This window comes from bacterium, assembly GCA_019695305.1.
Classification (GTDB): Bacteria; UBA10199; UBA10199; order UBA10199; family JAIBAG01; genus JAIBAG01.
In genome coordinates this window covers 23,108-47,345 of sequence record JAIBAG010000012.1, presented here as the reverse complement: position 1 = coordinate 47,345, position 24,238 = coordinate 23,108, and the positions used below count along the sequence as shown (strand labels likewise).

Genomic DNA, 24,238 nt, shown 5'->3' with positions numbered 1-24,238 from the left:
CCGACGTCACAGTATAAGCAAGCGCGATGCCATATTTGCTTTTTTGTAAGTTGCAGTTTTCTTTGTGATTTGAATTAAAATAAAATTTTTACGAGGGAGAAAAGTCAACAGAATGTGCATTTTGTTGAGGAGTAAATGCCGCTGTCCACAACTGTGGACGGTTTTTTAAATATTTGCTTGGAAAGGCACAACTATTGTTAGAGGTAAACGATATCATTTTATGCCATTTCTTACTTCCTTATTAATGGTGGCTAGCGGGCAAGCTCCCCCGCAAGGTTTACCTCCGCCCAAAGAAACTCCGGCTTCGCGTCGACCGGCATCCCCTACATCTCAAACGCCAAGTACTTATGAAGTAAAGCCCGATGATTGGTTATCCACCATTGCAAGAGATCGTTACGGGCCCCAAGGGGCTATGTGGACGCCTTATCTTTGCAAATACAATAAAGAGTTCTCCAGCATTCCTACGCAAGAAAGAATCACAAGCAGGAATTGTGATTTGATTTTGCCGGGCCAAAAACTTTTTTTGCCCCCGGCTAGCGTGCTCAATTGTATGATGCTTAAAGATGCCGGCTTAGAATGCAAAAAATCGCCTTCGGAGGTGAGAGATGAATTGTTAGGTAATATTCCGCCACTTGCCAGAGAGTGTGTTGAAAACCTTGAAGCAAATGCTCCTCAAGGAACGCCTGTTGCTTATCTGGTGATGCTGGCCAAAGCTTTAAACGATGAAATTCCGCTGGAGTCTAAGCCTAAGGAATATTTAAAAAGCTGCAAAATACAAGTGGTGACGGATAATGGAGCCTTTCAACAAGTGCCTCATGATTTTATTAAATTAGATGAAGATGGAAAATTAGTGATTGTTGATATTTGGGGACCCGAAGATTACTAGTTCACTTTATTCTTAATTTTATAATGTCCACACCTGTGGACGGTATTTGCGCTTACTGATTTAAAAAGAGCACTTTTACAGACTCAGGAACCGATAATGGATAATGATGGTGTTGTGAATATTAATTACGATCACTCGTTTTTTAAAAAAGAGAGATCTTATAAAAGGAAGTGTTTATGTCGAGGCCACAAACAATAAGTTTAAGACGTTTAGATAAAGAAAATGCATGCAGTAAAGAAATGGAGCCAATTACAGATAGGCTGCGCCGCGCAGACCAGGATAATGATAATAATGGCGAAGTGGATGCGGCAGAACTGGGAGTTTCGGATGAGCAATTTACAAAAGCCAAATCTGCATTTGAAAGTGTTCAGAATCAGCTTGGTATGATTGAAAATAGGAGTAGCTGTCCATTAAATGTTTCGGATACCTTACGCGATACGGCAGTTTTGTTACAGCCTAACAAATTTTTATCTCCGGTTAACCGCCCAATGTTCAAAAAGTTACAGCCTATTGAAGAACGAAAGACTGCACCGCAGAGCATCCCGATCCCCATTAGTCCGCCCAAAGTTTAGGGATAAAATTTTTATTTTTTTCTGTCGATAAATTAATGAGCAGAGGACGGGAATTTCGTACAGTTTATGGGAAATGTAGAATTTTACAGCGGGTATTCTATCAATACTCTTGTTAGAGAGTTGCCTTCCAATATTGATGCGGGAGTGGCCCTGGAGGTTTTTTCTATTATTGATACCAATAAAGACAGTATCATTGATTTGAGCGAGGCATATGCCAGTTTTGGTTTGGTGAATCCTGATGATCCTGATGTCTTTGTAAGAAATAATTGTAGTGATACTACGGCCAAACTTGGAATTTATCCTTTAAATTATAATGCTCCCGAAAAAGATGCACCTCCTGAAATGCTTTATGAAGCAAATGCTTCTCAATGCAATGCTCAGGAGTATATTTCTTTTGATCCTGTTGATGTTTTAATCTACTCTGCTCATGGAGATGTTTGTAGCATCAGTGAAACTGTTTTAAATACCTGTCCGCCTTTAAATGAATCTAAAGCTTTTATAGATGCTCATGCCGCCATTGGTATTTTGTATGTTAATTGGTTGTACGATCAAAATTTAAATGAGGATGCCGATTATATGGATCCTTTCTGTGGCCAAAGACCGCAAGACCCCGAATCAAAACCTCCTTCTTTTTCTTTTGATGCCACTCAACTTGAAATAAATATTGAAAGTCAAAAATATTATTATGAGTTGGTTGACCGTACACTTACTGGATTAGTTATACACGATTGTTGGCTCGAATCTCTTGCCCAAAAAGGAATGGCAAAAGAACAAAGGGAAGAACTTGCTAGCCTTTTAAATATGTTACTTTCTCCTGAGCGTGAAGCGGTGGTTTATGCGCTTCAAGTTTTGGAGTCATTTGGGGTTTCAAGAGAAAATCTGGAAAGAGATTTAAATCAATTAAAGGCGGTGCAAGATGCCATTCAAGATGATCCCAGGTATATGAGCCTGTCGAAATGCAGAGGGTATGGAGAGGCCGTGCCCTCCTTATGGGATGTTGCCCGAGAATATACTGCAAACAGTACTCTTAAAGAGGATGATGAAGTTCTGGATCAGAAGAAAAGGGAGCTTACGGATGAGGTTTTTGCCTTTGCAGACACTACAGGGATGGCTAGCGGGTATGATGCCTTTGATGTCATAAAAGCCATATTGGATATGGAGAATATTGCTGAGGAAGATTTTAATAAGAGGGCTCCCGTTGTTTTGGATCATTATATTTTAGATCATCATTTTCTTTCAGATTATTAAGGGATATGGCGGGTAAATCCACTGTGTAATAAAAAAATCGCGGCTTGCGGGGAGCGCTATTTATCTGTTGAACCCAATAATCACAAGAAAAAGACAAAGATATTTTTATTTTAGTGAAAATCCGCTGTCCACAACTGTGGACGGTTTTTATGCGTCCTGCTTTAAAAAAAGCACCTTTGGAGAAACTGAAACCGATAATTTGTTAGTAGTTAATATTAGCAGGAGCATTTGTTTATTTAAAATAACGATAAGAGTTTTTAAAAGAGTAGATTGCATATGGAATTTTTAATAGACGACAAAAATATCGACAATCAAACAATTGAAGATATTTTGCAAAAAATAAAAAATACAGGCCATACGTCTCTTGAAGATAATAAAGTTATTGAGGCCGAAGCAAGAGCCCTTGTGGATATTGATGGCTCGGGTATTGTTAACCATGACGATATAGCACTTTTTAATCGGAACAATGCTTTACAAAACCCGATGACGGCATCGGAATGGGGCACTTTGGCTATGTTTTTAAAAAAGCATTTCCCATCCAGTGTTCCCGATATTGACCAATCAATTTTTCAAGCACCATCCGCTTTTATGGACGGAATCTCACAAGTTATGGATGCCGGCTTATTGCAAGGCAACAGGGTTTATTCTGCATCATCTGAAATGGAAGTTTTGCTTATGTTGTTTAGCGGTTTGAGTAATGATGAATATCAAAAAGTGGCTGAGCGGTTGGGGCTTAATATGGATATTGGTGCACAATTGGAGTACTTTAAAAAACTGCGGGATAATTTGGAGCAAACGCAGGGAGCTACGCTCAATATGGCCAGCCGATTGTTTGCTGCCCCTGGTTATTTGAAGGCAAGTTATAAAGCGCTGTTTGAAGAACGGTTTGATACAAATCAAGCCAGCGAAGTTAATTTTGCCAAAGCACCTGCTAAAGTGCGCACAGCCATTAATGAGTGGGTAAAAAAGCAGACAAACGGAATGATTTTAGAACTTTTGAAACCGAGCAACATTGATGCTTCTACATCATTGGTATTGGTTAGTGCACTCTACTTTAAGGGAAAATGGAAAAGCCCGTTTGATCCTGCTGTCACAACTCGGCGTGATTTTACAACCGGAAGCGGCAGTAAAGTTTCTGTTCCCATGATGCATCAGACTTCAAGATTACCCTATACCGAAACCGATTCTTATCAGGCCGTCCGGCTGGATTATGGTAATGGAGACATATCGATGGTGGTGCTTTTACCGCGTGATGGAGCCGATTTTAAACCGGCAGACCCCGATTTTAGAGGGGCATTGGACGGAACTTTTTCAAAGCGTCCCGATAATGTGTATTTGGATTTACCGCGATTTAGAGTTAATACCCGTTTAGATTTAAAAGACGCAGGATGGAGTGAATTATTGAGCTCCAATTTTCCGGCAATGACCGATCAAAACATACAAGATGTGACAGTCATTTCGGAAGTGATGTTTCAGGTGGATGAAAAGGGTGCCGAAGGAGCTGCCGCAACGGCGGCCATGGTAACCCGTGGAGGCTTTATGGGACATATGATGCAGGTAGACCGTCCTTTTTATTTTGCCGTGATGGATCACGATACAGGCACAATCATTTTTCGTGGCCATATCGATAATCCGACCCTGTAATGTCATCGTTGCGGTAGAAGTTCTGATATTAAATAAATAAGTAAACATAACAATCGAAGTTTCTAAATGTCCACACCTGTGGACGGTTTTTTTGGCTTCTAGCATTTTTTTCATTACTTTTATCACAGAAGTTATTACAGCATCTCTTCGGGCCAGTCTTTTTAAACACAATCATAAAAAAAGGGGATGAGAGAGGTGTTTTATGCCTTCTGAATATTTTGGTCTTGGTGTGGATACCGGCGTTAATGTTGATACCACGGGTTTTGCAACACAAACTTTGGGTTTTTCAGTTCAGGGTGGGTACCCTATACCGATGTTTATAGGATCTTATAACATCAGGCCTTCCATCCAGTTGAGGACCGATTTAAATTTTCCAAATGGCAAACCTGTTGAATCCAACTTTGTTGCCCGTTTGGGTCTCGATTTTTCTTTTTGGTTGAGTCGCTATAGTTACAAAACCGATCACCTGGATGTTCAAATCATGGCCGGACCGCGTTGGATATTTAATGGAGCGTCCGATACCAACAACCCAGTTATTGATGGGTCTGTGGGGCTGCATTACGGAAATCTCATCATGTATGGGGGTCCCAGCATTGAGCTTAATTGCCACGCCAACAAAGAGGATGTGCCTGCGGGCTGTGGAATGAAGGTGGGTTGGATGGTTCAGTATTGACCACCGGAGAATTTTATGCCCCCACTTCTAACTTACACATTAGATTTGTTTAATAATCCACCTGATGTGTGTATTATTGACGAGAACGATTCTGTTTCTGAAAGTTCAAATCCTGTATTGGCTTTTGCTCCTCCCGCAGCTCCCTTTGCACTTAAACCTTTAGAGTTACTCTCCTGGATTAAGCCAGGTGCCGGTTTTAGGCTGTTTGCAAATATCCCAACGACGTTAAAGGCAACAATAGCTCTAGCTCTTGCAGAGCGCACTTTTGCTGCCATATATGGCCCGGCAGCGCTTTTAAACAATGACGCTTTTAATTTGGATTTTGATCGAGGCCGTACCGAAACCAATTTGGAACAAGCAGGACTAGATTTAGATCTTTTAAAAAACGATTTTGTTGGCTTTACATCGATAGACGGAATAGTTTTAACAGACGACCATTTTAGCCGTTTGATAGATACGGTGACCCTTGTAGAAAGCGGCTATTTAGCGAGTGGTAAAAAAGGGGCGGAGGCAGCTTTTAAAGCCGAACTGGGTAAAATTAGAACGGCTCAACTACCTACCGAAATTTGGGCTACAGCCTGGATTTTATCTGAAACTCTTTATCCCGAATTAACACACACAAAAACTCCCGACGGAGTTCCATGGGGTGCGGCTATTGTTCAATTACTCGATTTACCTTTGCGTGTAGAAAGCGAAAACCCCGGCGAGGGAAAAATTGTTGTGATTCCAGGTGAAGAGGAAAAAAACAGCCAGCCTAAGCGGGTTGAGACAACACCTGGTAATCCCGCTCAAACAGAACCCCAGATTAAAAATATTCCACTAGCTCCCGTGATGAGCGCAGAGGATCAAAAATTGGCCCCGCCGGAAGAACAAAAGGAGGTTGACGCAAGCCGGGATCAAATTCCCTTCGATACTGAAAATCTTCATGCGCTGGCGCAGTTGTTAAGAAAAATATGGCTTCGTAGTAAAGCCATAGAAGCTCTTGCTCAAAAGAAAGAATATTCCAAAGAGGATAAAGAGCTTCTGGTGTGGCTAGGATATCAAACGGCCGGGCGTCTTTTAAGGAGGGTGTGGCCCGATGATGAAGGTGAAGTATATGATGATTCGGATATAGATTCGCTGATAAGACCTGCAGAAAAAGAGCTTTTAAAATTTTTTTTAAAGTTGGACTATGTTTACACCCTTAACGATATAGTACGCTATAGAGCACATTTTCATCGATGGGGTAATCCCAAAGTTGATGCCATATTAAATGAAATATTGATGCTGGCAGATACAATACCCCAAAAGAGAGAACGTGTTATTGATAAAAGCACGGCCAAGCGTTTAAAAAGAAAGATATTAGAATTATCCGATACCGAAAAACAGGATCTTTTTGAAGAAGCCATAGAAGCTGTTGTGTTGGGGGGCGATATTTTTTTTGAGCGGCATAGAAATTTAATGCCATCCAATAATCCCTATGAGAGCGCACGCAGGTTACCCTATGAGCTTGTTTATGTCTTTACGCGTTTGGCGGTAGATGGAAAAATTAAGTTAGACGGTGTGCTATACAAAGGAGAGCAAATAAGAGCCTATCAACCATCCGATACGGCCAGTATTCTTTTGCCCCCCGAAAAAGCCCGTGCTGTAGCGGCTTGGCTTAGAGGTAAGGATAATATTGGTGAGACGCACAAGTTAGCTGATGCGCTGCTTCTAGCTGCAGATTCGTCCCAAGGTGTTTCTCACAAATTGGCTTGGGATGCTTATTGGATGATGGCCAGATCGCATCGATGGCATATAAATGAAGGCAATGGGTCTGATAGGGCTAAGCTTGCTCAACAAACGGGGGAACGCCCCCTAAATGATTTTTTCCCAAACATAGTTTTTTTAGACGGTGCCGATATGTTGGACAGGTATTTTAGGGATAGACCTATTGATCCAACCCAAGAAAATGCGGAAATTTTGGCCCAAATTTATACTTTTTTAACAATAGTGCGGCATCCGGAAAGAGCCCATGAAAACTTACAACAACTTAAAGGCCTCATTCGTCAATGGCCCCATGCGGGATATTTTGAAGCATATAATTTTTTGTTACCAGTATGTCAACTTACCCCAGAAGAACTAGAAGCAGAAAAGAAATTTATAGAACCATACTTGCTTACATTTAATCAATACTACCCCCAATATAAAGACACATACAGATATACAAGGCAGCGTGAAATTGCATGGAAGGCATATCAAACTATTCATAGCTTGCTTGATTCTGCAGAGTTATCTTTGGACGTATTAGAAAATGTAATTTTTAATGGTACCACACTTGGTTTGCCACCTCGCTTCACAAGTGATGAAAAAAAGAATTTTCGTGTTCAAGTGCCTCCTCATTTTTTAGAAGAAGTTTTAACTCAGTATGGTCATCAACTGGCCTTAAAAAGTTTGGAAGAAATTAATAGGCGTATGGATCTTTTATATTATTTAATGGATAGCCATAACTATGCAGAACGCAGGGCGGCCGCTATGGCCTATCATATTGTATTAGAAGCACATCCTGCCTTGGCCGCAACAGATTATAACAACCGCGATTTACCTCTTTTTATAAGAGCTCATGCTTTTACCCATCTTTCACCCGAAGAAAGAAGGGCGGGGTGGCCACAATTTTTTAAAAGTTTAACCACTCACTTTGTTTTAAACAAGGGTCGCACATGGATGGCTTTGGCTGTTGCGGCTCGTGCAATGGATAGTGAAACTCAAGATATAGTTTTGAAAATGATGAAAGAAAAAAGCCAGCATAGTGGCATTGAAGCGGCCAAGGCCTATTTAGAACAATCTGCGGGGCCCTCAAAACCCTCAGAACCAAATTCGTCTATTATGAATGCCATAGAAATTGCAAGCCGCGGAAGAGAACAGCAATTTTTTAATGAAGCAGTTGAAGCGATGTTGGCAGATGATTTACTTTTTTATGAACGTTTTACATCTCCATTGGGTGGTGGAGGCGTGCAATATCATATTGTACGTTTGATGCTTGAGTGGGCTGCCAAAGGAAAAATTAAACTGAATGGAATTAATCCTACTGCTTCACCTCCACATACAGAGAATGTGCAGCAAGCTTCTGGCAGAAACGTAAATCGCTTGGAAGGAGAAGATTTTTCTGCTCGCAGTTTGGCTATATTCTTTGGGGGAACAGCTTTTTCTGAAGATGCCTTATTCATATCAGTTGTGATGGCAGCAGGTTTAGGTTTGATAGAAGCCTGGAGGCAATGGAATTTAAATCGTTCTTACCAAAATGTTTTAAGCCTATTGGACATAGCTGGAGTGAATAAATCGCGTGCCCATCGTTTATTAGCACTTATTTCAAAGCGTGATTATTACATAGCCTTGTCACAATATTCAGATGTAGCTTCATTGGTTCGTGCAAGTGCACAGCATGTTCATGATCCAGATGAAATTGTATATTTGGTCAGACATGTTTTAAGAGAAAAAAAAGTTGATATAGATATTTTAGGTTTAGCCCTCGCATGTGGCATGAGTTTTGAGCAGTCCATTGTTTTGGAAGAACATCATAGACAAAAGCTAAGTGACGAAAGCGTTGACTTAATTGAAAATCTTAATTTTATTAGGAATGCTCATTTAGAAGAAATGGGGAGGTCATTTTGGGAAGAAATTTTTAACAGCACTCCAAATAAGAACCCAGTGAGAGCTGTTGAAAATGTGGCGCATTTGGCTAATAGGAGTATGAATGTACGCGAAATTAAGCGAAATTATGTGTGGGCATTAGCAGGGGCTTCTGCAATACAATTTTAGAGCAACCAGTGCATTGAGGCATTAAATGATTTATAGTACCCCTCTCTGCTATTTTTAGATTTTTTCTACCAATATGGTTAACTGGAAGAATGGCAAAAAATAGATTTTGATTGTTGCTGTTAATCGCCTCTAAAGAGCACCAGTTTTTTTAAAAAACTTTCCGGAAAAACTTTTTTGCAGGTTGTTTCTATATCCCTTGCAGAATAGCGCTGGGAGGTATGGGTCATAATCACCATTTCCGATTCAATTCTCTCTAAATGCTCAAGCCAATGGTTAATATGGGTATGTCCATATTTAATGACCTTTTCCATGTTGGAAGTGTCATCAAAAAAGCTGCATTCCATCAATAGTACACGCGCTTTGGCAGCAATGGTGGTAAAGAATTCGGCTTTGCTGTCGCCCGAATAGGCAAATTGGGGTTCCATGGTTTCGGTTTCAATCTCAATATTTTTTTTCTTAAGTTCCACCAACTCATTTCCAGAAAGACCAGCGTACACCGGTTTTAATTTTTTCTTTTTTTCGCTGATTAAATATCCGGTACTGTCTACACAGTGAAAATTTTCAACCGCTGTTAAAAAGATATTCTTTTTAATTTCAATCGGATCTTTAATACCAATAATCTCGCAGGTTAATTGTTGTTCGCTACTCTTGCGTATGGCTTCTACCAAATCACGTGTGGCTTGTTCCTTTGTGGCAGGTACAATCAGCTTAAGCGGGGTTAAATCGTTTAAACAACGCAGACCCAAATAAAATGCCAAACCACCGGCATGATCTAAATGCAAATGGGAGAGAGCCAGATGATCGTGATGGATGGAAAACGTGGGTGCCCGTCCGGTATCAAACGTAATATTAAATTGTGGGAGTGTGTAGACGGATTCTACCCCGGCTATCCCGCGGCCAATAATATTAAAATTGCCACAATCCAGTTTTAAATACTGGTCGATTTCAAGCGGCGTATGAGGTAGAGCTTTTTGCATGACAGAGAGTCTATATCGCGATTTTGACGAGTTCTACAAGCATTACTGGGGGGCCCGGTGGCCCGCTTTAAAAGAGGCTTTGCTCAAAGAACCCTTAAAAATTGAAAGACCCAATGCTTTTAAAGGCATGGAAGCCGTGTATATAATGGATAAGGCTTCTGTTTTTCCGGCGATGGCTTTGGATGTCCAAGCTTCCGATCAGGTCCTCGATATGTGTGCGGCTCCTGGTGGTAAATCCCTTATTTTAGCGGAGGCTTTGGGCGAGGGCGGGCATCTTATCGCTAATGAATTTTCGCGTGCGCGGCGCGATAGGCTTACTCAAGTGATTCGCGATTATGTTCCCGAAAATATACGCAAAGAACGTATTAGCGTAACGGGCCGAGATGGAAGCTTAATAGGAGTAAAAGAAAAAGAAAAATATGATCGTATTCTGCTCGATGCTCCTTGTTCGGGGGAACGTCATTTGCTTCACGACGAGGGCGAATTGAAAAAATGGAGTCCTAAGCGTACCAAGCAGTTAGCACAAAAACAGTATGCGCTCTTGTGCTCGGCGCTGCTCGCTCTTAAATCGGGAGGGAGACTTGTTTATTCGACATGTGCGTTATCTCCTTTAGAAAATGACGCTGTGGTGAGTCGTGTTTTAGAAAAAGGGAAGATCAAGATTTCAATTATTCGCAACACCCATGAAATAGGCGATGCTACAGAACATGGCTGGCAAATTTTGCCGGACACAACGGGATTTGGGCCGATTTATTTTTGTGTGGTGGAGAAGAAATAACCCCCTCCTGTCCTCCCCCTTAATTTAAGTGGGAGGGACTAAGAAAATAGAACGTCCCCCTCCCTTAAATTAAGGGAGGGGCAAGGGGTGGGTTACTCTTTGAAGTAAACAAGTGATTCAGAAACTCCTGCAGCTTCCTCAAAACATTTTCCGGAATTTCGTGTTCGCCATCAAAGGCTATCAAATGTCCCTTTAAACCACCATCTTGTAAAATTTTTTCAAGCTTTTGCGCTGCTTTAAAATCTAAAAGAGGATCACTTTTTCCATGCGACATAAAAAACGACAGGTCTTTGTGATTTTTAGCGAGGGAGGTCCATTCATTTTCACTGAGCAAAGTGCCCGAGAGGAGAATTAAACCTTTGATATTTTCCTTCATCCGTAATGCTAATGCCGTTGCCATCATGGCGCCTTGGCTAAAGCCGCCTAAAATGAGTTTTTCCGGTGGAACATGCATTTCGCTAATCATCTTAGAGGCTACTTTGTAAGCGTCTTCAAAACCGGGAGGCGTGATTTGTGATAAATCACGATGCGTGCCGGTAGCCATGGCTTTCATGAGCGCATCCTCATCAATAGGAAACCAGGCATGGCCTTGCATATGCGGGCCAATGGGGACGAGGAGTGGCCCATTCGGAAAAACCCAGGTGACTTGATCGGGCACTTTTAGCACCTGGCCTAGAGGCGCCAAATCATGCATGTCGGCGCCATAACCATGAAAGAAAACAATAACTTCGCCCTTCGCTTGCCCTTCAATCACAAGGGCTTCAAGCCCTGCCATAAGTCCTTGTTGTATGGTTTTTGTCATATTTTATAGCAACTTTTATGTGGATAAACCGATGAAAAAGGGCTAGTAACGCTAGCCCTGAGGTAAACTATATGTCCGTTTTTGTAACCATTACTTTTTTAAGCTACGTGATTTTAACGTATCTCGAAAACCGCAAATCAGCTTAAGTTCGCTGTCTTTTTGTACCGTCGTTCCATCACAAACCACAAGAATAAAGCAAAAAAGAATCCGGCAAAATTAAACATGGCCACTGCACGTGGAAGTACATCCATGGTGGGTAAATTTAATTGTTTGGAAGTAACGAAGGTATAAAGAAAAGCCCCGGGAAAACCAAACCACACAAAGCCACGCTTAATAATAAAGAACATAAGCCCGCGGTTACGTGTTTCTTCCCAGCGTGTTTTCTCAATGGGATTCATTATTCGTCATCCCCTTCAGCTCCATCGCCCATTTCGGGTAGCCAGCCATTGATCACACCCATAAATTGTTTGGCTTGTTTAGCGGACGAGATATTAAATTTGGATTGCTGCATGAACTTGCCGTTACGTTTTTGATAACGACCAATGCGAATTTTTTTGGGGCCAAAGTCATTCTTCTTTTTATCAAAATCTTGATAAAGGAACATGATAGTAGTCCATGAGCCACGAGTTAAAATTTCTTTTTTGAGTTCTTTTACCAGTAAATTACCGGCTTCGTCACTCCAGTTAATATTAATTTCATCAATTGTTTCGGCCATAGGCAGAAGTGGATGGTGGATAGTGGATAGTGGATAGTAAAGTGCTTACCATCCACCATTCACCATCCACTATCCACCGTTCTTATCAATTTTTACATAAGACAAATAAGTCTTTAATTCTTTGATGGATTCAAAAATATCGTCCAAGGCACGGTGTTTAGATTCTTTTTCGATATTTACTTTGTATTTTTCTCTAAAAATTTCTTTAAACGAACTCACATCAATAATGCGGTAATGCAAGCGGCTGGAGAATTTTTTCATGTACTCATCTATAAAACGTTTATCGTTGCCTACCGAATTGCCACAGAGAGGAACTTTGTCTTTGGTAGGGAAGTGTTTATCTAAAAAAGTAACAATTTCTTTTTCAACCACATCCAGTTTTTTACCACTGGGTATTCTTGCTGTAAGCCCGCTTTTGCCGTGATGCTCTTTGCACCAATCGTTCATCCCGTTTACCACTTCGGGTGTTTGAAAAACAACGGTGTCGTAAGTTTCTAAAACATTAAAATCGACATCGGTGACAACGGCAGCTACTTCAAGAATGGAATCTTTCTTTTCATCAAGCCCAGTCATCTCCATGTCTATCCAAAAGAATTTTTTCATGTGTTTTTCCCCTCCTTTGTAAGGAGGGGCTAGGGGAGGTAGTAAACTTTGGGCTACCCCCTGTAGTCCCCCTTACAAAAGGGGACAAATAAATGAAAAAGCCTACCGTAAGGTAGGCCTTATCACAATACTTAATTTGCGAAAGTAATTTTTACTTTCCAGCAAGCTTGTTCTTTTTTACATATGCCCAGATTTTTTTGGTCATTTCGCTGGGTGTAATTTCGCCGCTTCCAAAAACTTTTTCAACGGAATCATCGCATCCTTTAAAACAAATGGTGTATCCGCCAAATGCTACTTTTTTACCGCCCTTTTTAGCAGGTTTTTTTGCTGCCATAATGTGTTCTCCTTTAGTCAGAAGATTTTCCCACCATGCCACATGATGAAAAACTCATTCTAAGTTGTTAAGCAATGTGGGGCAATATAGCAGGGTTTTACGAGGTAAAAAAGAAGAATTTTATCTATTTTACGATTTTTTCCAGTTTTTTCATAAATTCCCCTCGTGAAATGAGCCTTCCGCCAAAGCTGGCAACAAGAGGCGTTACCATTTGTGTGTCTATCCAGGTAAGGCCTTCATTTTTTAGATGGGCCACGGCGTTTACCAAGGCAAACTTAGAGGCGTTTGTTTTAGTGTAAAACATGCTTTCGCCGGCAAAATACTTTTTTATTTTAACCCCATACAGCCCGCCCGCAAGTGTATCATGGGCATCGTAAGCCTCAAAACTCATAGCATATCCTGCGTTGTAGAGGGCGACGTAGGCGTCTGACATGGCCTTAGTAATCCAGGTGCCGTTTTGGCCTTTACGGTTTTTAGCGGCGCGGCAGGCCTCGATAACACCTTTAAAGTTGCGGTTTACATAAAAGGTATAGGGGCATTTCTTTAAATCGCGCTTAAGACGGGAGGGGATATGAAAATCGTTAAAATCCAAAATTCCCCTCTGGGGTGGGGCAAACCACAGGAGTGTACGGCTGCTTTGCGGCCAAGGAAAGATGCCCGAGGTGTAAGCCAAGAGGAGCGAGGGAATTTCTAGATCGCCGCCGATGGCCAAAACACCGTCTTCATCGGCAGTTTCTATGGGAGGAAAGGCTTTGATCATAAGATAGAAATTTTCATTATATTCCTCTCCCCTTGTGGGAGAGGATGGTGCCGCGAAGCGGAACCAGGAGAGGGGGCATAACGTGTTCACCCTCTCCCTAGCCCTCTCCCATTGAGGGAGAGGGGAAGAGTTATAATTGACATCATCTTTAACACGGTTTACACCTGATTTACAGTTATGAAAGAACTTAAAGCTCTCTTCGACAATAATAAAAAATGGGTTAAAGCGCATTTGGAACAAGATGCCGGTTTTTTTAAAAAACTCGCCAAGCAACAAACCCCTGTTTACTTATGGATTGGTTGTGCCGATAGCCGCATGCCACCCAACGAAATTGTGGGTTTAAACCCAGGCGAGCTTTTTGTGCATCGTAACGTAGCCAATGTGGTGTTGCATACCGATATGAATTGCTTATCGGTTATTCAATATGCCGTAGAGGCCTTAAAAGTACGTCATATTATTGTATGTGGTCACTATGGTTGTGGGGGTGTTAAGGCTGCCATGGGCAACAAACAAATGGGGCTTATCGATAACTGGTTGCGCCATATTAAAGATATTTATTTTTTACACCGCGAAGAACTTCAAAAAATTAAAAACCCTACCCAGCGTTACCATCGCTTGGCCGAGCTTAACGTGCGCGAGCAGGTCTTAAACGTGTGTTATACGCGTTTTGTACAAAATGCTTGGGATCGTAAGCAAAAGTTAACGGTTCATGGCTGGATTTACGATATTGCCGATGGGTTTATTAAAGATTTGGGGCTGTGTATTAATTCCAAAAAGCAGATTGAACAGCTGTATCGCTTGCAGCCCCGATAACAAACTGTTCTCACTTTTTAGCTTTATCTCCTTTTTTTAGTGAACAAATAAAATAGGATACCGATAAACCGATATGATTTCTTCAATTTTATGGCCGTGGGCTTGTGAAGAAATGCCCACTAAGGATACAGGTATTTCTGGAGCAGATTCCCCAATCAGTGATACGGATGTGCCGTTAGATACTGATCAAAAGGATGATAGTGGCTCTGATACCTCAATAAATTCATCAGATACGGCTTCTTTTGAAGATGTTTTTTATGTAGCTACACCTTTGGACGCGGCACATGCCAGTATTCAGGGACAAGATCCGTATTTAAGATTGAGCCAAAGTGGTACTCATCCACTATATACAAATTTAAATGCTGGAGTTGCTGCTGCTGCCAATGACAATACGCTTATAGTGGGTGCAAGTTCTTACGACGATTTTGGATATTTTACAAAGTTGCCCAGCGATGACTGTACTGCAATTCAAACGCAAATTAATCATAAAAAGCTTAGTATAAGAGCTGAAAATGGATCTGTTGTTATTTGGCCCATGTGCGAAACTAATCCTTTGGTGCCGCATTTAGTTTTCAGCGATAGCGAAATAAGCATGAATAACTTTGAGTTCTATCGTAATGATGCCAGTGCTGTAAAAATTGTTGGAGGCTCTACGTATTTTAGCAATATAAATTTTAGCCAAATTGAAGCTCCAGGAAATATTGCAAACGTAGAAGCTCAATCGGCTTTGGATGTAAATGGAGCATCGGTCAGTTTAACTGAAAGTACTTTTGCTAATAATGTGGCATCACAAGGTTCTGCTATTAAGGCCGTGCAATCGAATGTTATTGCTACCGATGTGAATTTTATGAATAATGGATCGTCTCCCCGTACTAATCACGATCCTACCTGGGGAGGAGCTGTTTATTTAGAAAATAGTCAATTTACCTATAATAGTGGAACGGTGGCTCAAAATCTGGCCGAACAAGGTGCCAGTTTTTATGTTGGCCAAAATTCTCATCTTGAGGTCGGATTGGGTGTAGCATTAAGTAACACTGCGGGGTCTCATGGAGCAGCGCAAATTTCTGTGGCCGAGTCTGGGGCTAGTGTTACCATCAAGCCTGCTTCGGGCGATGCTTGGACAGTAGAGGTAGGATTAGATTTTGATGGAGATGGCTTAACGGATGCCTATGAAAGTGTAGAAACAGATCCTACGGCTACAACAACCTGTGAGTATGGAGTAGGTTGTTATTAGTTAAAAAATTCTTTATAGTGTTTGCACATGTTCAAACACGATCTCAAAAGTAACCAATACAAAAAAGTCTATTTTAATGCGTCGCTCTTAAGTATTTTGGCCGGTTGTGTAAATGCCGGTGGTTTTATGGCGAGCGGCCGTTTTGTAACGCATGTCACCGGTTTTGCCACCTGGTTTGGCATGGATCTTATTCAAAACAAGTGGCTGGCTGCGTTTGGTACTTTATCGGTACCTCTCTTCTTTTTGCTGGGGACTATGCTCTCGGCTTTTTTGGTGGATCGCCGTATTTTGATGGGTAAAAAACCCGCCTACACGCTGGTGATGGTTTTAATCACACTGTGTTTATTGACTGTAGCTATAGAAGGTTACTTTAATTTTTTTGGTATTTTTGGTGGCGAGGTTAATATTAAGCAGCATTATGTGCTGCTTATTTTATTGTGTGGAGCCAGTGGCTTACAAAATGCAGCTATTACTACTTTTTACGGGGCTCAGGTGCGCACCACCCATTTAACAGGCATCACAACCGATTTAGGTATTGGTTTGGTGCGTCTCTTTTCGCCGCAGCCTGATATTGAAAAACATCAGGGTGAAATACGGGCCAATATTTTGCGTCTTCTTGTTATAGTGTCTTTTGTAATGGGATCTATTGCGGGAGCGTATTTATTCTTAAAACTTCAGTATCTTGGTTTTTTAATTCCCGCTTTACTTTCGGCTTATGCCGCTTTTGAATCGAAATTAAAAAATTAAATTTCTACGAATGAATGGCACCACTACCCAACCCCAAAGCTGCTTCTTTTGTTACTTCTGCCAGTGTCGGATGCGCATGGATAGTGCGGGCTACGTCTTCGGCCGAGGCTTTAAATTCAATCGCTAAAGCTAATTCGGCAATCAAGTCAGACGCACGTGGGCCCATGATGTGGGCGCCCAGCAAACGATCGGTATTTTTATCGGCAATGAGTTTTACAAAACCTTCTTTGGTGCCTAAAGCCAGTGCGCGGCCGTTAGCCATAAAAAGAAATTTGGCTTTTTTAATTTCAATTCCTTTGGCTACAGCTTCTTCTTCGGTTAAACCTACGCTTGCTACTTCGGGATGTGTGTACACAATGGCGGGCACCACATCGTAATTGATATGCGGTTTTTGTCCGGCGATCATTTCCACACACACTACACCTTCTTCAGAGGCTTTGTGCGCCAACATGGGACCGGCAATCACGTCACCAATGGCATAAATGCCCGGGACATTGGTTTCAAAATTTTTATTAACAGTAATACGGCCGCGTTCATCTTTTTTAATGCCCACAGCATCTAGCCCCAAACCTTCGGTATTAGCTTTGCGGCCAATAGCCACCAGTACGCAATCGGCGGTTAACTCAGAGGCCTCGTTTTTATCGTTCGTAATACTTAAGGTGACACCTTTTTTGCCCAAGGTGGCTTTGCCTACTTTGGTGGAGAGCATAAATTTCATGTTTTGTTTTTGCAGTACTCGTAAAAACGCTTTGCCTACTTCGCCATCCATGCTGGGAACAATTTTATCGAGCGCTTCAACCACGGTAATTTCGGTTCCTAAACGGGCATACACCGATCCCATTTCAAGCCCAATGGCACCCGCACCAATCACAATCATTTTGCCAGGTACTTTTTTAAGAGCCAGGGCACCGGTGGAATCGAGAACGGTTTCTTGATTCACCTCTAAGCCCGGGATGGAAGAGGGAACGGAGCCGGTTGCAATAATAATATGTTTGGCAGAGAGTTTTTCGGAGCCAACGGTAACTGTTTTATCGGCATTAAAAGTAGCTGTGCCCACAAACGAATCAATCTTGTTCTTTTTAAAGAGCATGGCGATGCCGCCAGTGAGTTGTTTGACGATGGTGCTTTTTCTTTCCAGCATTTTATCCCAGTTAAGAGAAGTTTTGCCTACTTCAATGCCATGTTGTTCTAATTCGTGCTGGGTTTGATGATAGAGTTCAGAGGATTCAAGCAGTGCTTTTGATGGGATGCAGCCTACGTTTAAGCAAGTGCCGCCTAAGGTTTTATCTTTTTCAACGCAAGCTACTTTAAAACCCAATTGAGCAGCACGGATAGCGGCAACATAGCCACCAGGGCCCGAACCAATAACCAAAATATCGTACATGGGGAGAAGTGAATGGTGGATGGTGGATGGTGGATAGCAAGAACCTTCTTTACCATTCACCATTCACTATCCACTATCCACCTATTCAACAGGAATATCCATCGATTCGATGCATTCCTTCACTTTTACTAAAAACAAAACCGCTTCGCGTCCATCGATGATGCGATGATCGTACGAGAGAGCCACATACATAATGGGACGGATGACAATTTGACCGTCGACCACCACCGGGCGTTCCTGGGTTTTATGTAAACCTAAAATACCGGCTTGTGGCATATTGAGAATAGGTGTTGATAACAAAGAACCAAAAACACCGCCGTTGCTGATGGTAAAGGTACCGCCCGTCATTTCGGGTATAGATAGCTTGCGGGCTTTGGCGCGTTCCGATACATCGGCCAGTTTCTTTTCAAACTGCATTAAATTCATTTTATCGATGTCTTTAATAACCGGCACAACAAGGCCACGTTCGGTGCTGACTGCGATGGATAAATCTACAAAGTCGCGCGTGATGATATCTTCACCGGTGTAGGTGGCATTCACGAGCGGATATTCTTTTAAGGCTTTTACACAAGCCATGGCAAAAAAACCTACAATGCCGGGGGCTGTGCCGTGTTTTTCTTTTAATTTATCTTTGTTCTTTTTACGGAATTCCAAAAGTGCCGTCATGTCTACTTCGTTGAAAGTGGTGAGAATAGCGGCGGTGTGTTGCGAAGCGACGAGGTTTTCGGCGATTTGACGACGGATTCTAGTCGCCGGGCGTTTTACTTCGCCTCTGGCGGAGTCGATAGCATATTCCACTTTAGGGGCCGGTGTACTGGAAGCTTGCGCTGCTGGAGCGGCTGCCGGTTGAGAGCTGGCTTTAGCCACATCCTCTTTTAAAATTCTTCCATCTTTACCGGTGCCTGCAACAGACGATAAATCTACATTCTTTTCGGCGGCCATTTTTTGTGCAGATGGCATCGCGACCGTTTCTTTTTTAGCCGCAGGTGCTGGTGCAGGTTTTGCTTCGGCTTTAGCTTTTGGAGCGGGGGCATCGCCTGTTTGGTCATCATGAATATAAGCAATCACATCGCCAATACCTACTTTAGCCTGAGCTTCGCCCACTAAAATTTCAATTTTACCGGCCCGTTCGGCCTGGAGTTCAAAGGTTGCTTTTTGTGATTCAAGATCAACTAAAATCTCATCCTTTTTTACTTGCTGGCCATTGGCTACACGCCAGCCCCCAATAAAGATTTCGGTTATCGATTCGCCAGCGGATGGAACTTTCACTTCGTATTTCATAAGAGTATAAACCGACGTCAGCAGTCTGAGGTCAGATATCAGATAAAAACAAATTAATCTTCAAACACAGTTGTTACAATTCTTTTTTGCTCCTGCAAGTGTAAATGCATATAACCATCGGCCGGGCTGGCTTGCGATTTGCGACCCACATAATACATTTTACGATGATTTAAGCTATGGCGCATACGCATATATACAAAGCCCCAAGGGCCCATATTTTTGGGTTCTTCCTGGCACCAGATAATTTCGGTGGCATTTTTATAGCCAGCCATAATGTTGATTAAAATTTCTTTGGGAAAAGGATAAAGTTGCTCTAAACGAATAAGGGCTACGGTTTCGTTATTTAATTCTTCTTTTTTAGCGAGCAGGTCGTAATAAATTTTACCGCTGCATAATACAATTTTTTTCACATTTTCTTTAGCAGCCATATCCATGGCATCGTCTAATACTTCATAAAAATGTTTATTTTTAAAATCTTCCAGCGGTGAATGAACGCGTGGGTGGCGCAGTAAACTTTTGGGTGTAAAGATGATGAGAGGCAAACGGTATTTACGGTGCATTTGGCGACGGAGCGCATGAAAAAGTTGTACCGGTGTTGTTAAGTTCATCACCTGAATATTATTTTTAGCACAGGCCATAAGATAACGTTCGGGACGGGCGGAAGAATGTTCGGGGCCCTGGCCCTCGTAGCCATGTGGCAATTGCATTACCAAACCGCTGTAGCGGCGCCATTTAACGGCCGAGCTGGTAATAAATTGGTCGATAATAATTTGTGCGCCGTTGGCAAAATCGCCAAATTGCGCTTCCCAAATAGATAATTTTTCGGGGTTAGAAAGTGACTGGCCAAATTCAAAACCAAGTGCAGCGTATTCCGATAAAGGCGAATTGACCACATCAAAATCGGCGTCTACATCGGTTAAATGATTAAGAGGCGAATATTTTTTGCCAGTTTTAATGTCGGCTAATACCGAATGACGGTGAGAAAAGGTGCCGCGTTCTACGTCTTGCCCGGCCAAACGCACAGAATAGCCTTCTTTAATAAGGCTGGCATAGGTGAGCATTTCGGCCATGCCCCAATCAATTTCTTTTTTTCCTTCAGCCATCAATTTGCGGTCTTCATAAATTTTTTGCACTTTGGGGTGCACATTTACGGTGGAAGGAATGGTTAAAAATTCGGTGGCTAAATCGAGCAGTGCTTCTTTATTTACACCCGTTTTACTGGGTAGAAAAATATTGTCTTTGGTAGGGCGTTCCAAATCTTTCCAGCGGTCGCCAAAACTTTGCATGGGATGCTGAAAGGTGGCTTTTTGTGATTCGGCCAAAGCGCTATCAAGCCCTTCATCCAATTCCGTCATGTATTTTTGTACTTCTTCTTCGGTAATAATTTTATTGTGAATAAGACGTTGCGCATACAATTCGCGAGGGCGGGGATGCGATTTAATTTGTTCGTACATGAGCGGTTGGGTAAACCCCGGTTCATCGGCTTCGTTGTGCCCATAACGGCGGTAGCCCAACACGTCTATTACTACATCACGTTTAAAAGTATTGCGGAATTCCAAAGCCATGAGCATGCAACGCAAAGCCGCGTCGGGTTCGTCGGCATTGACGCGCAAAATGGGAATTTCCAACATTTTGGCAACATCGGTAGAATTAGGTGTAGAACGGGCTTCGGACGGATCGGTAGTAAAACCAACCTGGTTGTTTAAAATAATATGAATGGTACCGCCCACGGTATAACCTTTTAATTCCGATAAATTTAAAACTTCGTAAATAGAACCTTGGCCGGCAAACGAGGCATCGCCATGAATCAAAACAGGGAGTGTACGGGTGCGTGCAGTATCGCCTTTTAATTTTTGCTTGGAGCGAGCCACACCCATGAGTACCGGATTAACAGCTTCTAAATGGCTGGGGTTAGGCATTAATGATAAATGCACCTGGTTTCCACTGGGAGTTAAGGTGTTTTGCGAAAAACCCATGTGGTATTTTACGTCGCCAGCACCTAAGGCTACTTTTAATTTACCGGCAAATTCGGCAAGTAAGAGGCGCGGGTCTTTATTAAAAGTATTGGCCAGTACATTTAAACGGCCACGATGTGCCATACCAATCAACACTTCATCTGTTTTTCTTTTGCTGGCCTGATCAATCAAGTAATCAAGCATGGGGATAATGATATCGGTGCCTTCTACGGAAAAACGTTTTTGGCCCACAAAGCGTTTGTGCAAAAATGTTTCAAACACTTCGGCTTTGGCCAACATGTGCAGCGCTCTAATTTTTTCTTCGGTGTTAAGCGGTTCCAGTAAAAATTGCGATTCGACACGCTTTTGAATCCATAAACGGCTTTCGGGATCTTCAATATGGCCGTATTCTACAGAAGCCGGCGAGCAATACAGTTTGGTGAGTGTTTCAATAACGGCTTTTAAGGTGGTGGTAGGCATGCCCAGCATATGCCCGCTTTTGGTGGTACGGTTTAAATCGGCTTCGGTTAAGCCAAAGCGCGAAAGGGCAAGCAGGGGATGCGTTTTAATGCCTCGGTTTAAGGGATTAACATCGGCAATGAGGTAACCCATTTCGCGGTAATTTTGTATCAGTTCAATAACTTTTAGTTCGAAATCAAAATCGGAAACAGGAGAGGTATTGTTTTTGGCCAGGGTTTGAGCCTGAGACAGAGCCATGCCTTCAAAAAAATAGCGCCAGCTTTCGTCCACATTTTGCGGTGATTTTTTATATTCCTCGGCAATTTCTTCAATGTATTGAACATTGAGAGGATTAAGATAGCTCGGTGTTGACCGTTTTTTAAGACCCCCGTCATTCATAGCGCACTATTTCCACCACACCTTTGTTTTTATTGCGAAGGTAATATTATGCCTAATTTGTAAAAGGGGGGCAAGGGAAGATCACAGGTTAAAACAAGTACTTCTACACGTATTGCCAATGGCTAAAACAAGCCGCTTGCCCTTGATACACCTGGTTTTGGTCCACAATATTCCACACCGTGGCCTGGGTGATGCAAAAACGTTTTTTTGTTTTGGAGATGCGGATACCGGCATAGTTATCGATAAAACCCTGCATTTTAACGCGCCGCAGCAAGATTTCCCGTTCGCTTTGGATGGGGGGTTCGGCGGTTACGCGCGAGGGTGTTTGAATAAATTCGTCCCAAGTCATCTCCCAAAGCTCCAAAGCTTTTTTGTTGCCGTAATTTAAAAGAGGATCGGGTTGGGTGTTGTGCGATAAAAGAATAAAGGGGGCGTTAAAAAGAAAATCGACAAGTTCTTGTCCTTTTAAGCAAGAAGAAACCAGCTCTTGGCCCGTGTAGTGCTGGTAGCTACTGACGAGTTGAGTAAGATGCGGAGCCAAAAGAGGGTTTAAAGCCGGATGATCCATGCTTGAACCGTATAAAAAAGAAAAAGCCCCGTCTAGCTTTTTAAGGCTTATCGGCAAATTGACGGCCTACTTGCAGGCCAAATGTCAAAGCACCTTGCAGCAAGCCGCGTCGGCCTTCCATCACGGCCATGCCCCAAGAATCGTCACCTACATAACCGCTATAACCACTTTTAGCCATGATGGTTGTTAAAGTTGCGGCAACAGCAAACCGAAGGGCTAAGTGAGGGGAAGATGTTTTAATATTTTGAGCGTACTCTAATCCTATAACGCTTTGAGGCAGGGCTTGAGGTTGTATGTTACCCAGTAACGTATCGACTGCACTCAAATCGTGGTCTAAAGCTATTGCTGTGGTTGTAATAGAGGGATGTTCTATTTCAAGTTTGCCTGCGCCATACATCAGTCCTACGCCAAAAAAACCTTGGAAGCGATTTTGCCCATGGTTAAATTCGCCGCCAACAGGCACAAGAACATTGCCCGATACATTTCCAAAAAAATGAGAATTTTCTACTTCCAAATGATCTTGATGGAATGTTCCTTGAAATCTGAGCTCGATTCCAAGCAAACCATGCCGCCGCATGAGCCTTTCGTAACGCAGGCCTAACCCGGCTACAGCGCCCGGTTGAAAACTGGCTAAACTTGGATCAAATTTTTGAACACCTAAAGTATCGGCTCCCACAGTGGTGGTAACAAGTACACGGTTTGGGGTGGCATCGGATGCGGGTTGTTCCACCGGTTTGCCGTTTCTATTTGCTAATAAATGAGAAATGGATGTAGTAGACATAAGGCCTCCTTAGATGATGGTTAGTGTCCCTTTTCAAATGGGTTATCGGAATAGTAGATAAGAGGTTGTTGGATTTGTGAGCCAGAAATGCAAATTCTGCACTTAAGTTGTTATCATTTTATGACGCGGGAGGTTAAAGTTTGAGCGCGTCAAAATTAGAATGAATTAGGGAGACTCGGGGCTGTAGGAAAGCTTGATCATATTCAAGAGAGCTAGTAATTTTTTATCAAGAGTCCATACAAGGGTTTTATTTTCTTGGGCACATAAAATAATCATACGGTCTACAATGCCCGGAGGATGATGTTTTTTTTGATAGGCCATTTGCGCTATTTCAGCCAAAGAATCCCACGTCGATTCTTTGCTCCAATTTAAATCGAGCATGGGCAAACCTTTAAAAACCAAGTGAATGATGCGTTGTGTGGATTCATTAATATTGCCCGATAACAGTTCGGTTTTAATGGGCAAACACGAAGCAATTTTTTGCTGTTCCATCAATTCTGCAAAGTGTTCTTGTTCCTTGCTTTTTTTTGTTGAAAAGAAAGAAATCCACACTGATGTATCAACTAAAATCATTAGCGGGCTCTCATTTTTGACAACTGTTTTTGAGTAAGCCCCAATTTACCGCTGCCCTTAAGTAAGAGGATGTTTTGAATATTTTTTTTATGAATAAGTTCCTTTAGTCCTAAAACAACAGCTTCGGTTTTTGTGGTGGAACCACTGGCCTTAACGGCTTCTTTAAGCAATTTGGAAGGAATGTTCATTGAAATTTTTTGTATATATTCTGACATAACCATAGTATATACCAATTAGAAGATTTGTATATACTATTTTTACATGCATGGAGGAAT

At 42.1% G+C, this 24,238-nt stretch carries 24 protein-coding genes; 10 read left to right on the top strand and 14 right to left on the bottom strand.

All coding sequences use genetic code 11. The annotated features are described in order from the left end of the window. Window positions 1-220: 220 nt before the first annotated feature. The 6 genes from K1X76_07100 to K1X76_07075 all read left to right on the top strand — a co-directional run bounded on the left by K1X76_07100 (window position 221) and on the right by K1X76_07075 (window position 8,800). Window positions 221-886, top strand: a complete 666-nt coding sequence (locus K1X76_07100) for a LysM peptidoglycan-binding domain-containing protein (protein ID MBX7148840.1) — start codon at window positions 221-223, stop codon at window positions 884-886. A 176-nt stretch (window positions 887-1,062) separates the two neighbouring features. Continuing rightward, window positions 1,063-1,458: a hypothetical protein gene (locus K1X76_07095; GenBank protein ID MBX7148839.1), complete on the top strand. Its 396-nt coding sequence runs from the start codon at window positions 1,063-1,065 to the stop codon at window positions 1,456-1,458. Window positions 1,459-1,524: 66 nt separating this feature from the next. Next, on the top strand, window positions 1,525-2,706 hold the full coding sequence (locus tag K1X76_07090) for a hypothetical protein (protein ID MBX7148838.1): 1,182 nt from the start codon (window positions 1,525-1,527) through the stop codon (window positions 2,704-2,706). A gap of 276 nt (window positions 2,707-2,982) precedes the next feature. Next, window positions 2,983-4,350 (top strand): hypothetical protein, encoded by a 1,368-nt coding sequence (locus K1X76_07085; protein ID MBX7148837.1) that lies wholly within the window; start codon window positions 2,983-2,985, stop codon window positions 4,348-4,350. 202 nt (window positions 4,351-4,552) lie between these two features. Then, window positions 4,553-5,023: a hypothetical protein gene (locus tag K1X76_07080; GenBank protein MBX7148836.1), complete on the top strand. Its 471-nt coding sequence runs from the start codon at window positions 4,553-4,555 to the stop codon at window positions 5,021-5,023. A gap of 15 nt (window positions 5,024-5,038) precedes the next feature. Further along, window positions 5,039-8,800, top strand: a complete 3,762-nt coding sequence (locus tag K1X76_07075; protein ID MBX7148835.1) for a hypothetical protein — start codon at window positions 5,039-5,041, stop codon at window positions 8,798-8,800. Window positions 8,801-8,919: 119 nt separating this feature from the next. Here the strand turns inward: K1X76_07075 and K1X76_07070 are convergent, their stop codons facing one another. Beyond that, the gene (locus K1X76_07070; protein ID MBX7148834.1) at window positions 8,920-9,777 is read right to left on the bottom strand and encodes a hypothetical protein; all 858 of its coding nucleotides are present in this window, start codon (window positions 9,775-9,777) and stop codon (window positions 8,920-8,922) included. On the opposite strand from K1X76_07070, the gene K1X76_07065 reads away from it, so the two are divergent. Continuing rightward, window positions 9,776-10,555 (top strand): RsmB/NOP family class I SAM-dependent RNA methyltransferase, encoded by a 780-nt coding sequence (locus K1X76_07065; GenBank protein MBX7148833.1) that lies wholly within the window; start codon window positions 9,776-9,778, stop codon window positions 10,553-10,555. The genes K1X76_07070 and K1X76_07065 overlap by 2 nt on opposite strands. Before the next feature lie 64 nt (window positions 10,556-10,619). On the opposite strand, the gene K1X76_07060 is transcribed toward K1X76_07065, so the two are convergent. From K1X76_07060 to aat, 6 genes are all read right to left on the bottom strand, one after another. Continuing rightward, window positions 10,620-11,357, bottom strand: a complete 738-nt coding sequence (locus K1X76_07060; protein MBX7148832.1) for an alpha/beta hydrolase fold domain-containing protein — start codon at window positions 11,355-11,357, stop codon at window positions 10,620-10,622. Between the two features lie 137 nt (window positions 11,358-11,494). Continuing rightward, a complete protein-coding gene (locus K1X76_07055; protein ID MBX7148831.1) occupies window positions 11,495-11,755 on the bottom strand; it encodes a hypothetical protein in 261 nt (86 codons plus the stop codon). After that, complete coding sequence (locus K1X76_07050; GenBank protein MBX7148830.1) at window positions 11,755-12,072, bottom strand: hypothetical protein; 318 nt, start codon at window positions 12,070-12,072, stop codon at window positions 11,755-11,757. The genes K1X76_07055 and K1X76_07050 overlap by 1 nt, the downstream gene beginning before the upstream one ends. A 69-nt stretch (window positions 12,073-12,141) precedes the next feature. Next, entirely contained in the window at window positions 12,142-12,675 is a 534-nt protein-coding gene (orn, locus tag K1X76_07045; protein MBX7148829.1) for an oligoribonuclease, read from the bottom strand. Window positions 12,676-12,826: 151 nt separating this feature from the next. After that, window positions 12,827-13,009 (bottom strand): hypothetical protein, encoded by a 183-nt coding sequence (locus tag K1X76_07040; protein ID MBX7148828.1) that lies wholly within the window; start codon window positions 13,007-13,009, stop codon window positions 12,827-12,829. 124 nt (window positions 13,010-13,133) lie between these two features. Then, on the bottom strand, window positions 13,134-13,769 hold the full coding sequence (aat, locus tag K1X76_07035) for a leucyl/phenylalanyl-tRNA--protein transferase (GenBank protein MBX7148827.1): 636 nt from the start codon (window positions 13,767-13,769) through the stop codon (window positions 13,134-13,136). Between the two features lie 177 nt (window positions 13,770-13,946). Here aat and can point away from each other — a divergent pair, with 177 nt between their 5' ends. The 3 genes from can (at window position 13,947) to K1X76_07020 (ending at window position 16,563) form a co-directional block, all read left to right on the top strand. After that, complete coding sequence (can, locus tag K1X76_07030; protein ID MBX7148826.1) at window positions 13,947-14,582, top strand: carbonate dehydratase; 636 nt, start codon at window positions 13,947-13,949, stop codon at window positions 14,580-14,582. Window positions 14,583-14,655: 73 nt separating this feature from the next. Further along, window positions 14,656-15,816, top strand: coding sequence for a hypothetical protein (locus tag K1X76_07025; GenBank protein ID MBX7148825.1), 1,161 nt, complete (start codon window positions 14,656-14,658; stop codon window positions 15,814-15,816). Between the two features lie 27 nt (window positions 15,817-15,843). Beyond that, window positions 15,844-16,563: a DUF1275 domain-containing protein gene (locus K1X76_07020; GenBank protein MBX7148824.1), complete on the top strand. Its 720-nt coding sequence runs from the start codon at window positions 15,844-15,846 to the stop codon at window positions 16,561-16,563. A 4-nt stretch (window positions 16,564-16,567) separates the two neighbouring features. On the opposite strand, the gene lpdA is transcribed toward K1X76_07020, so the two are convergent. The 7 genes from lpdA to K1X76_06985 all read right to left on the bottom strand — a co-directional run bounded on the left by lpdA (window position 16,568) and on the right by K1X76_06985 (window position 24,151). Next, the gene (gene lpdA, locus K1X76_07015; GenBank protein ID MBX7148823.1) at window positions 16,568-18,010 is read right to left on the bottom strand and encodes a dihydrolipoyl dehydrogenase; all 1,443 of its coding nucleotides are present in this window, start codon (window positions 18,008-18,010) and stop codon (window positions 16,568-16,570) included. Between the two features lie 18 nt (window positions 18,011-18,028). Beyond that, on the bottom strand, window positions 18,029-19,228 hold the full coding sequence (gene odhB, locus K1X76_07010) for a 2-oxoglutarate dehydrogenase complex dihydrolipoyllysine-residue succinyltransferase (protein ID MBX7148822.1): 1,200 nt from the start codon (window positions 19,226-19,228) through the stop codon (window positions 18,029-18,031). A 53-nt stretch (window positions 19,229-19,281) separates the two neighbouring features. Next, entirely contained in the window at window positions 19,282-22,041 is a 2,760-nt protein-coding gene (locus K1X76_07005; GenBank protein MBX7148821.1) for a 2-oxoglutarate dehydrogenase E1 component, read from the bottom strand. Window positions 22,042-22,144: 103 nt separating this feature from the next. Beyond that, a complete protein-coding gene (locus tag K1X76_07000) occupies window positions 22,145-22,609 on the bottom strand; it encodes an MEKHLA domain-containing protein (GenBank protein ID MBX7148820.1) in 465 nt (154 codons plus the stop codon). Between the two features lie 40 nt (window positions 22,610-22,649). Continuing rightward, window positions 22,650-23,390 carry a hypothetical protein gene (locus tag K1X76_06995; protein MBX7148819.1) on the bottom strand — a complete coding sequence of 247 codons (741 nt, stop codon included), beginning with the start codon at window positions 23,388-23,390 and terminating at the stop codon, window positions 22,650-22,652. 165 nt (window positions 23,391-23,555) lie between these two features. Continuing rightward, entirely contained in the window at window positions 23,556-23,963 is a 408-nt protein-coding gene (locus tag K1X76_06990) for a PIN domain-containing protein (protein MBX7148818.1), read from the bottom strand. Next, entirely contained in the window at window positions 23,963-24,151 is a 189-nt protein-coding gene (locus tag K1X76_06985; GenBank protein MBX7148817.1) for a type II toxin-antitoxin system VapB family antitoxin, read from the bottom strand. Before K1X76_06985 ends, K1X76_06990 begins: the two co-directional genes overlap by 1 nt. Between the last annotated feature and the right edge of the window lie 87 nt (window positions 24,152-24,238).

Excerpts from the sequence above, each read along its gene's own strand:
- odhB (MBX7148822.1), bottom strand. The coding sequence starts at position 19,228 with ATGAAATACGAAGTGAAAGTTCCATCCGCTGGCGAATCGATAACCGAA.
- K1X76_07070 (MBX7148834.1), bottom strand. The coding sequence starts at position 9,777 with ATGCAAAAAGCTCTACCTCATACGCCGCTTGAAATCGACCAGTATTTA.
- K1X76_07080 (MBX7148836.1), top strand. The coding sequence starts at position 4,553 with ATGCCTTCTGAATATTTTGGTCTTGGTGTGGATACCGGCGTTAATGTT.
- K1X76_07025 (MBX7148825.1), top strand. The coding sequence starts at position 14,656 with ATGATTTCTTCAATTTTATGGCCGTGGGCTTGTGAAGAAATGCCCACT.
- orn (MBX7148829.1), bottom strand. The coding sequence starts at position 12,675 with ATGAAAAAATTCTTTTGGATAGACATGGAGATGACTGGGCTTGATGAA.
- K1X76_07060 (MBX7148832.1), bottom strand. The coding sequence starts at position 11,357 with ATGACAAAAACCATACAACAAGGACTTATGGCAGGGCTTGAAGCCCTT.
- K1X76_07065 (MBX7148833.1), top strand. The coding sequence starts at position 9,776 with ATGACAGAGAGTCTATATCGCGATTTTGACGAGTTCTACAAGCATTAC.
- K1X76_07005 (MBX7148821.1), bottom strand. The coding sequence starts at position 22,041 with ATGAATGACGGGGGTCTTAAAAAACGGTCAACACCGAGCTATCTTAAT.
- K1X76_06990 (MBX7148818.1), bottom strand. The coding sequence starts at position 23,963 with ATGATTTTAGTTGATACATCAGTGTGGATTTCTTTCTTTTCAACAAAA.
- K1X76_07020 (MBX7148824.1), top strand. The coding sequence starts at position 15,844 with ATGTTCAAACACGATCTCAAAAGTAACCAATACAAAAAAGTCTATTTT.
- can (MBX7148826.1), top strand. The coding sequence starts at position 13,947 with ATGAAAGAACTTAAAGCTCTCTTCGACAATAATAAAAAATGGGTTAAA.
- K1X76_07040 (MBX7148828.1), bottom strand. The coding sequence starts at position 13,009 with ATGGCAGCAAAAAAACCTGCTAAAAAGGGCGGTAAAAAAGTAGCATTT.
- K1X76_06985 (MBX7148817.1), bottom strand. The coding sequence starts at position 24,151 with ATGAACATTCCTTCCAAATTGCTTAAAGAAGCCGTTAAGGCCAGTGGT.
- K1X76_07090 (MBX7148838.1), top strand. The coding sequence starts at position 1,525 with ATGGGAAATGTAGAATTTTACAGCGGGTATTCTATCAATACTCTTGTT.
- K1X76_07085 (MBX7148837.1), top strand. The coding sequence starts at position 2,983 with ATGGAATTTTTAATAGACGACAAAAATATCGACAATCAAACAATTGAA.
- aat (MBX7148827.1), bottom strand. The coding sequence starts at position 13,769 with ATGATCAAAGCCTTTCCTCCCATAGAAACTGCCGATGAAGACGGTGTT.
- K1X76_07055 (MBX7148831.1), bottom strand. The coding sequence starts at position 11,755 with ATGAATCCCATTGAGAAAACACGCTGGGAAGAAACACGTAACCGCGGG.
- K1X76_07075 (MBX7148835.1), top strand. The coding sequence starts at position 5,039 with ATGCCCCCACTTCTAACTTACACATTAGATTTGTTTAATAATCCACCT.
- K1X76_07050 (MBX7148830.1), bottom strand. The coding sequence starts at position 12,072 with ATGGCCGAAACAATTGATGAAATTAATATTAACTGGAGTGACGAAGCC.
- lpdA (MBX7148823.1), bottom strand. The coding sequence starts at position 18,010 with ATGGTGAATGGTAAAGAAGGTTCTTGCTATCCACCATCCACCATCCAC.
- K1X76_07100 (MBX7148840.1), top strand. The coding sequence starts at position 221 with ATGCCATTTCTTACTTCCTTATTAATGGTGGCTAGCGGGCAAGCTCCC.
- K1X76_07095 (MBX7148839.1), top strand. The coding sequence starts at position 1,063 with ATGTCGAGGCCACAAACAATAAGTTTAAGACGTTTAGATAAAGAAAAT.
- K1X76_07000 (MBX7148820.1), bottom strand. The coding sequence starts at position 22,609 with ATGGATCATCCGGCTTTAAACCCTCTTTTGGCTCCGCATCTTACTCAA.
- K1X76_06995 (MBX7148819.1), bottom strand. The coding sequence starts at position 23,390 with ATGTCTACTACATCCATTTCTCATTTATTAGCAAATAGAAACGGCAAA.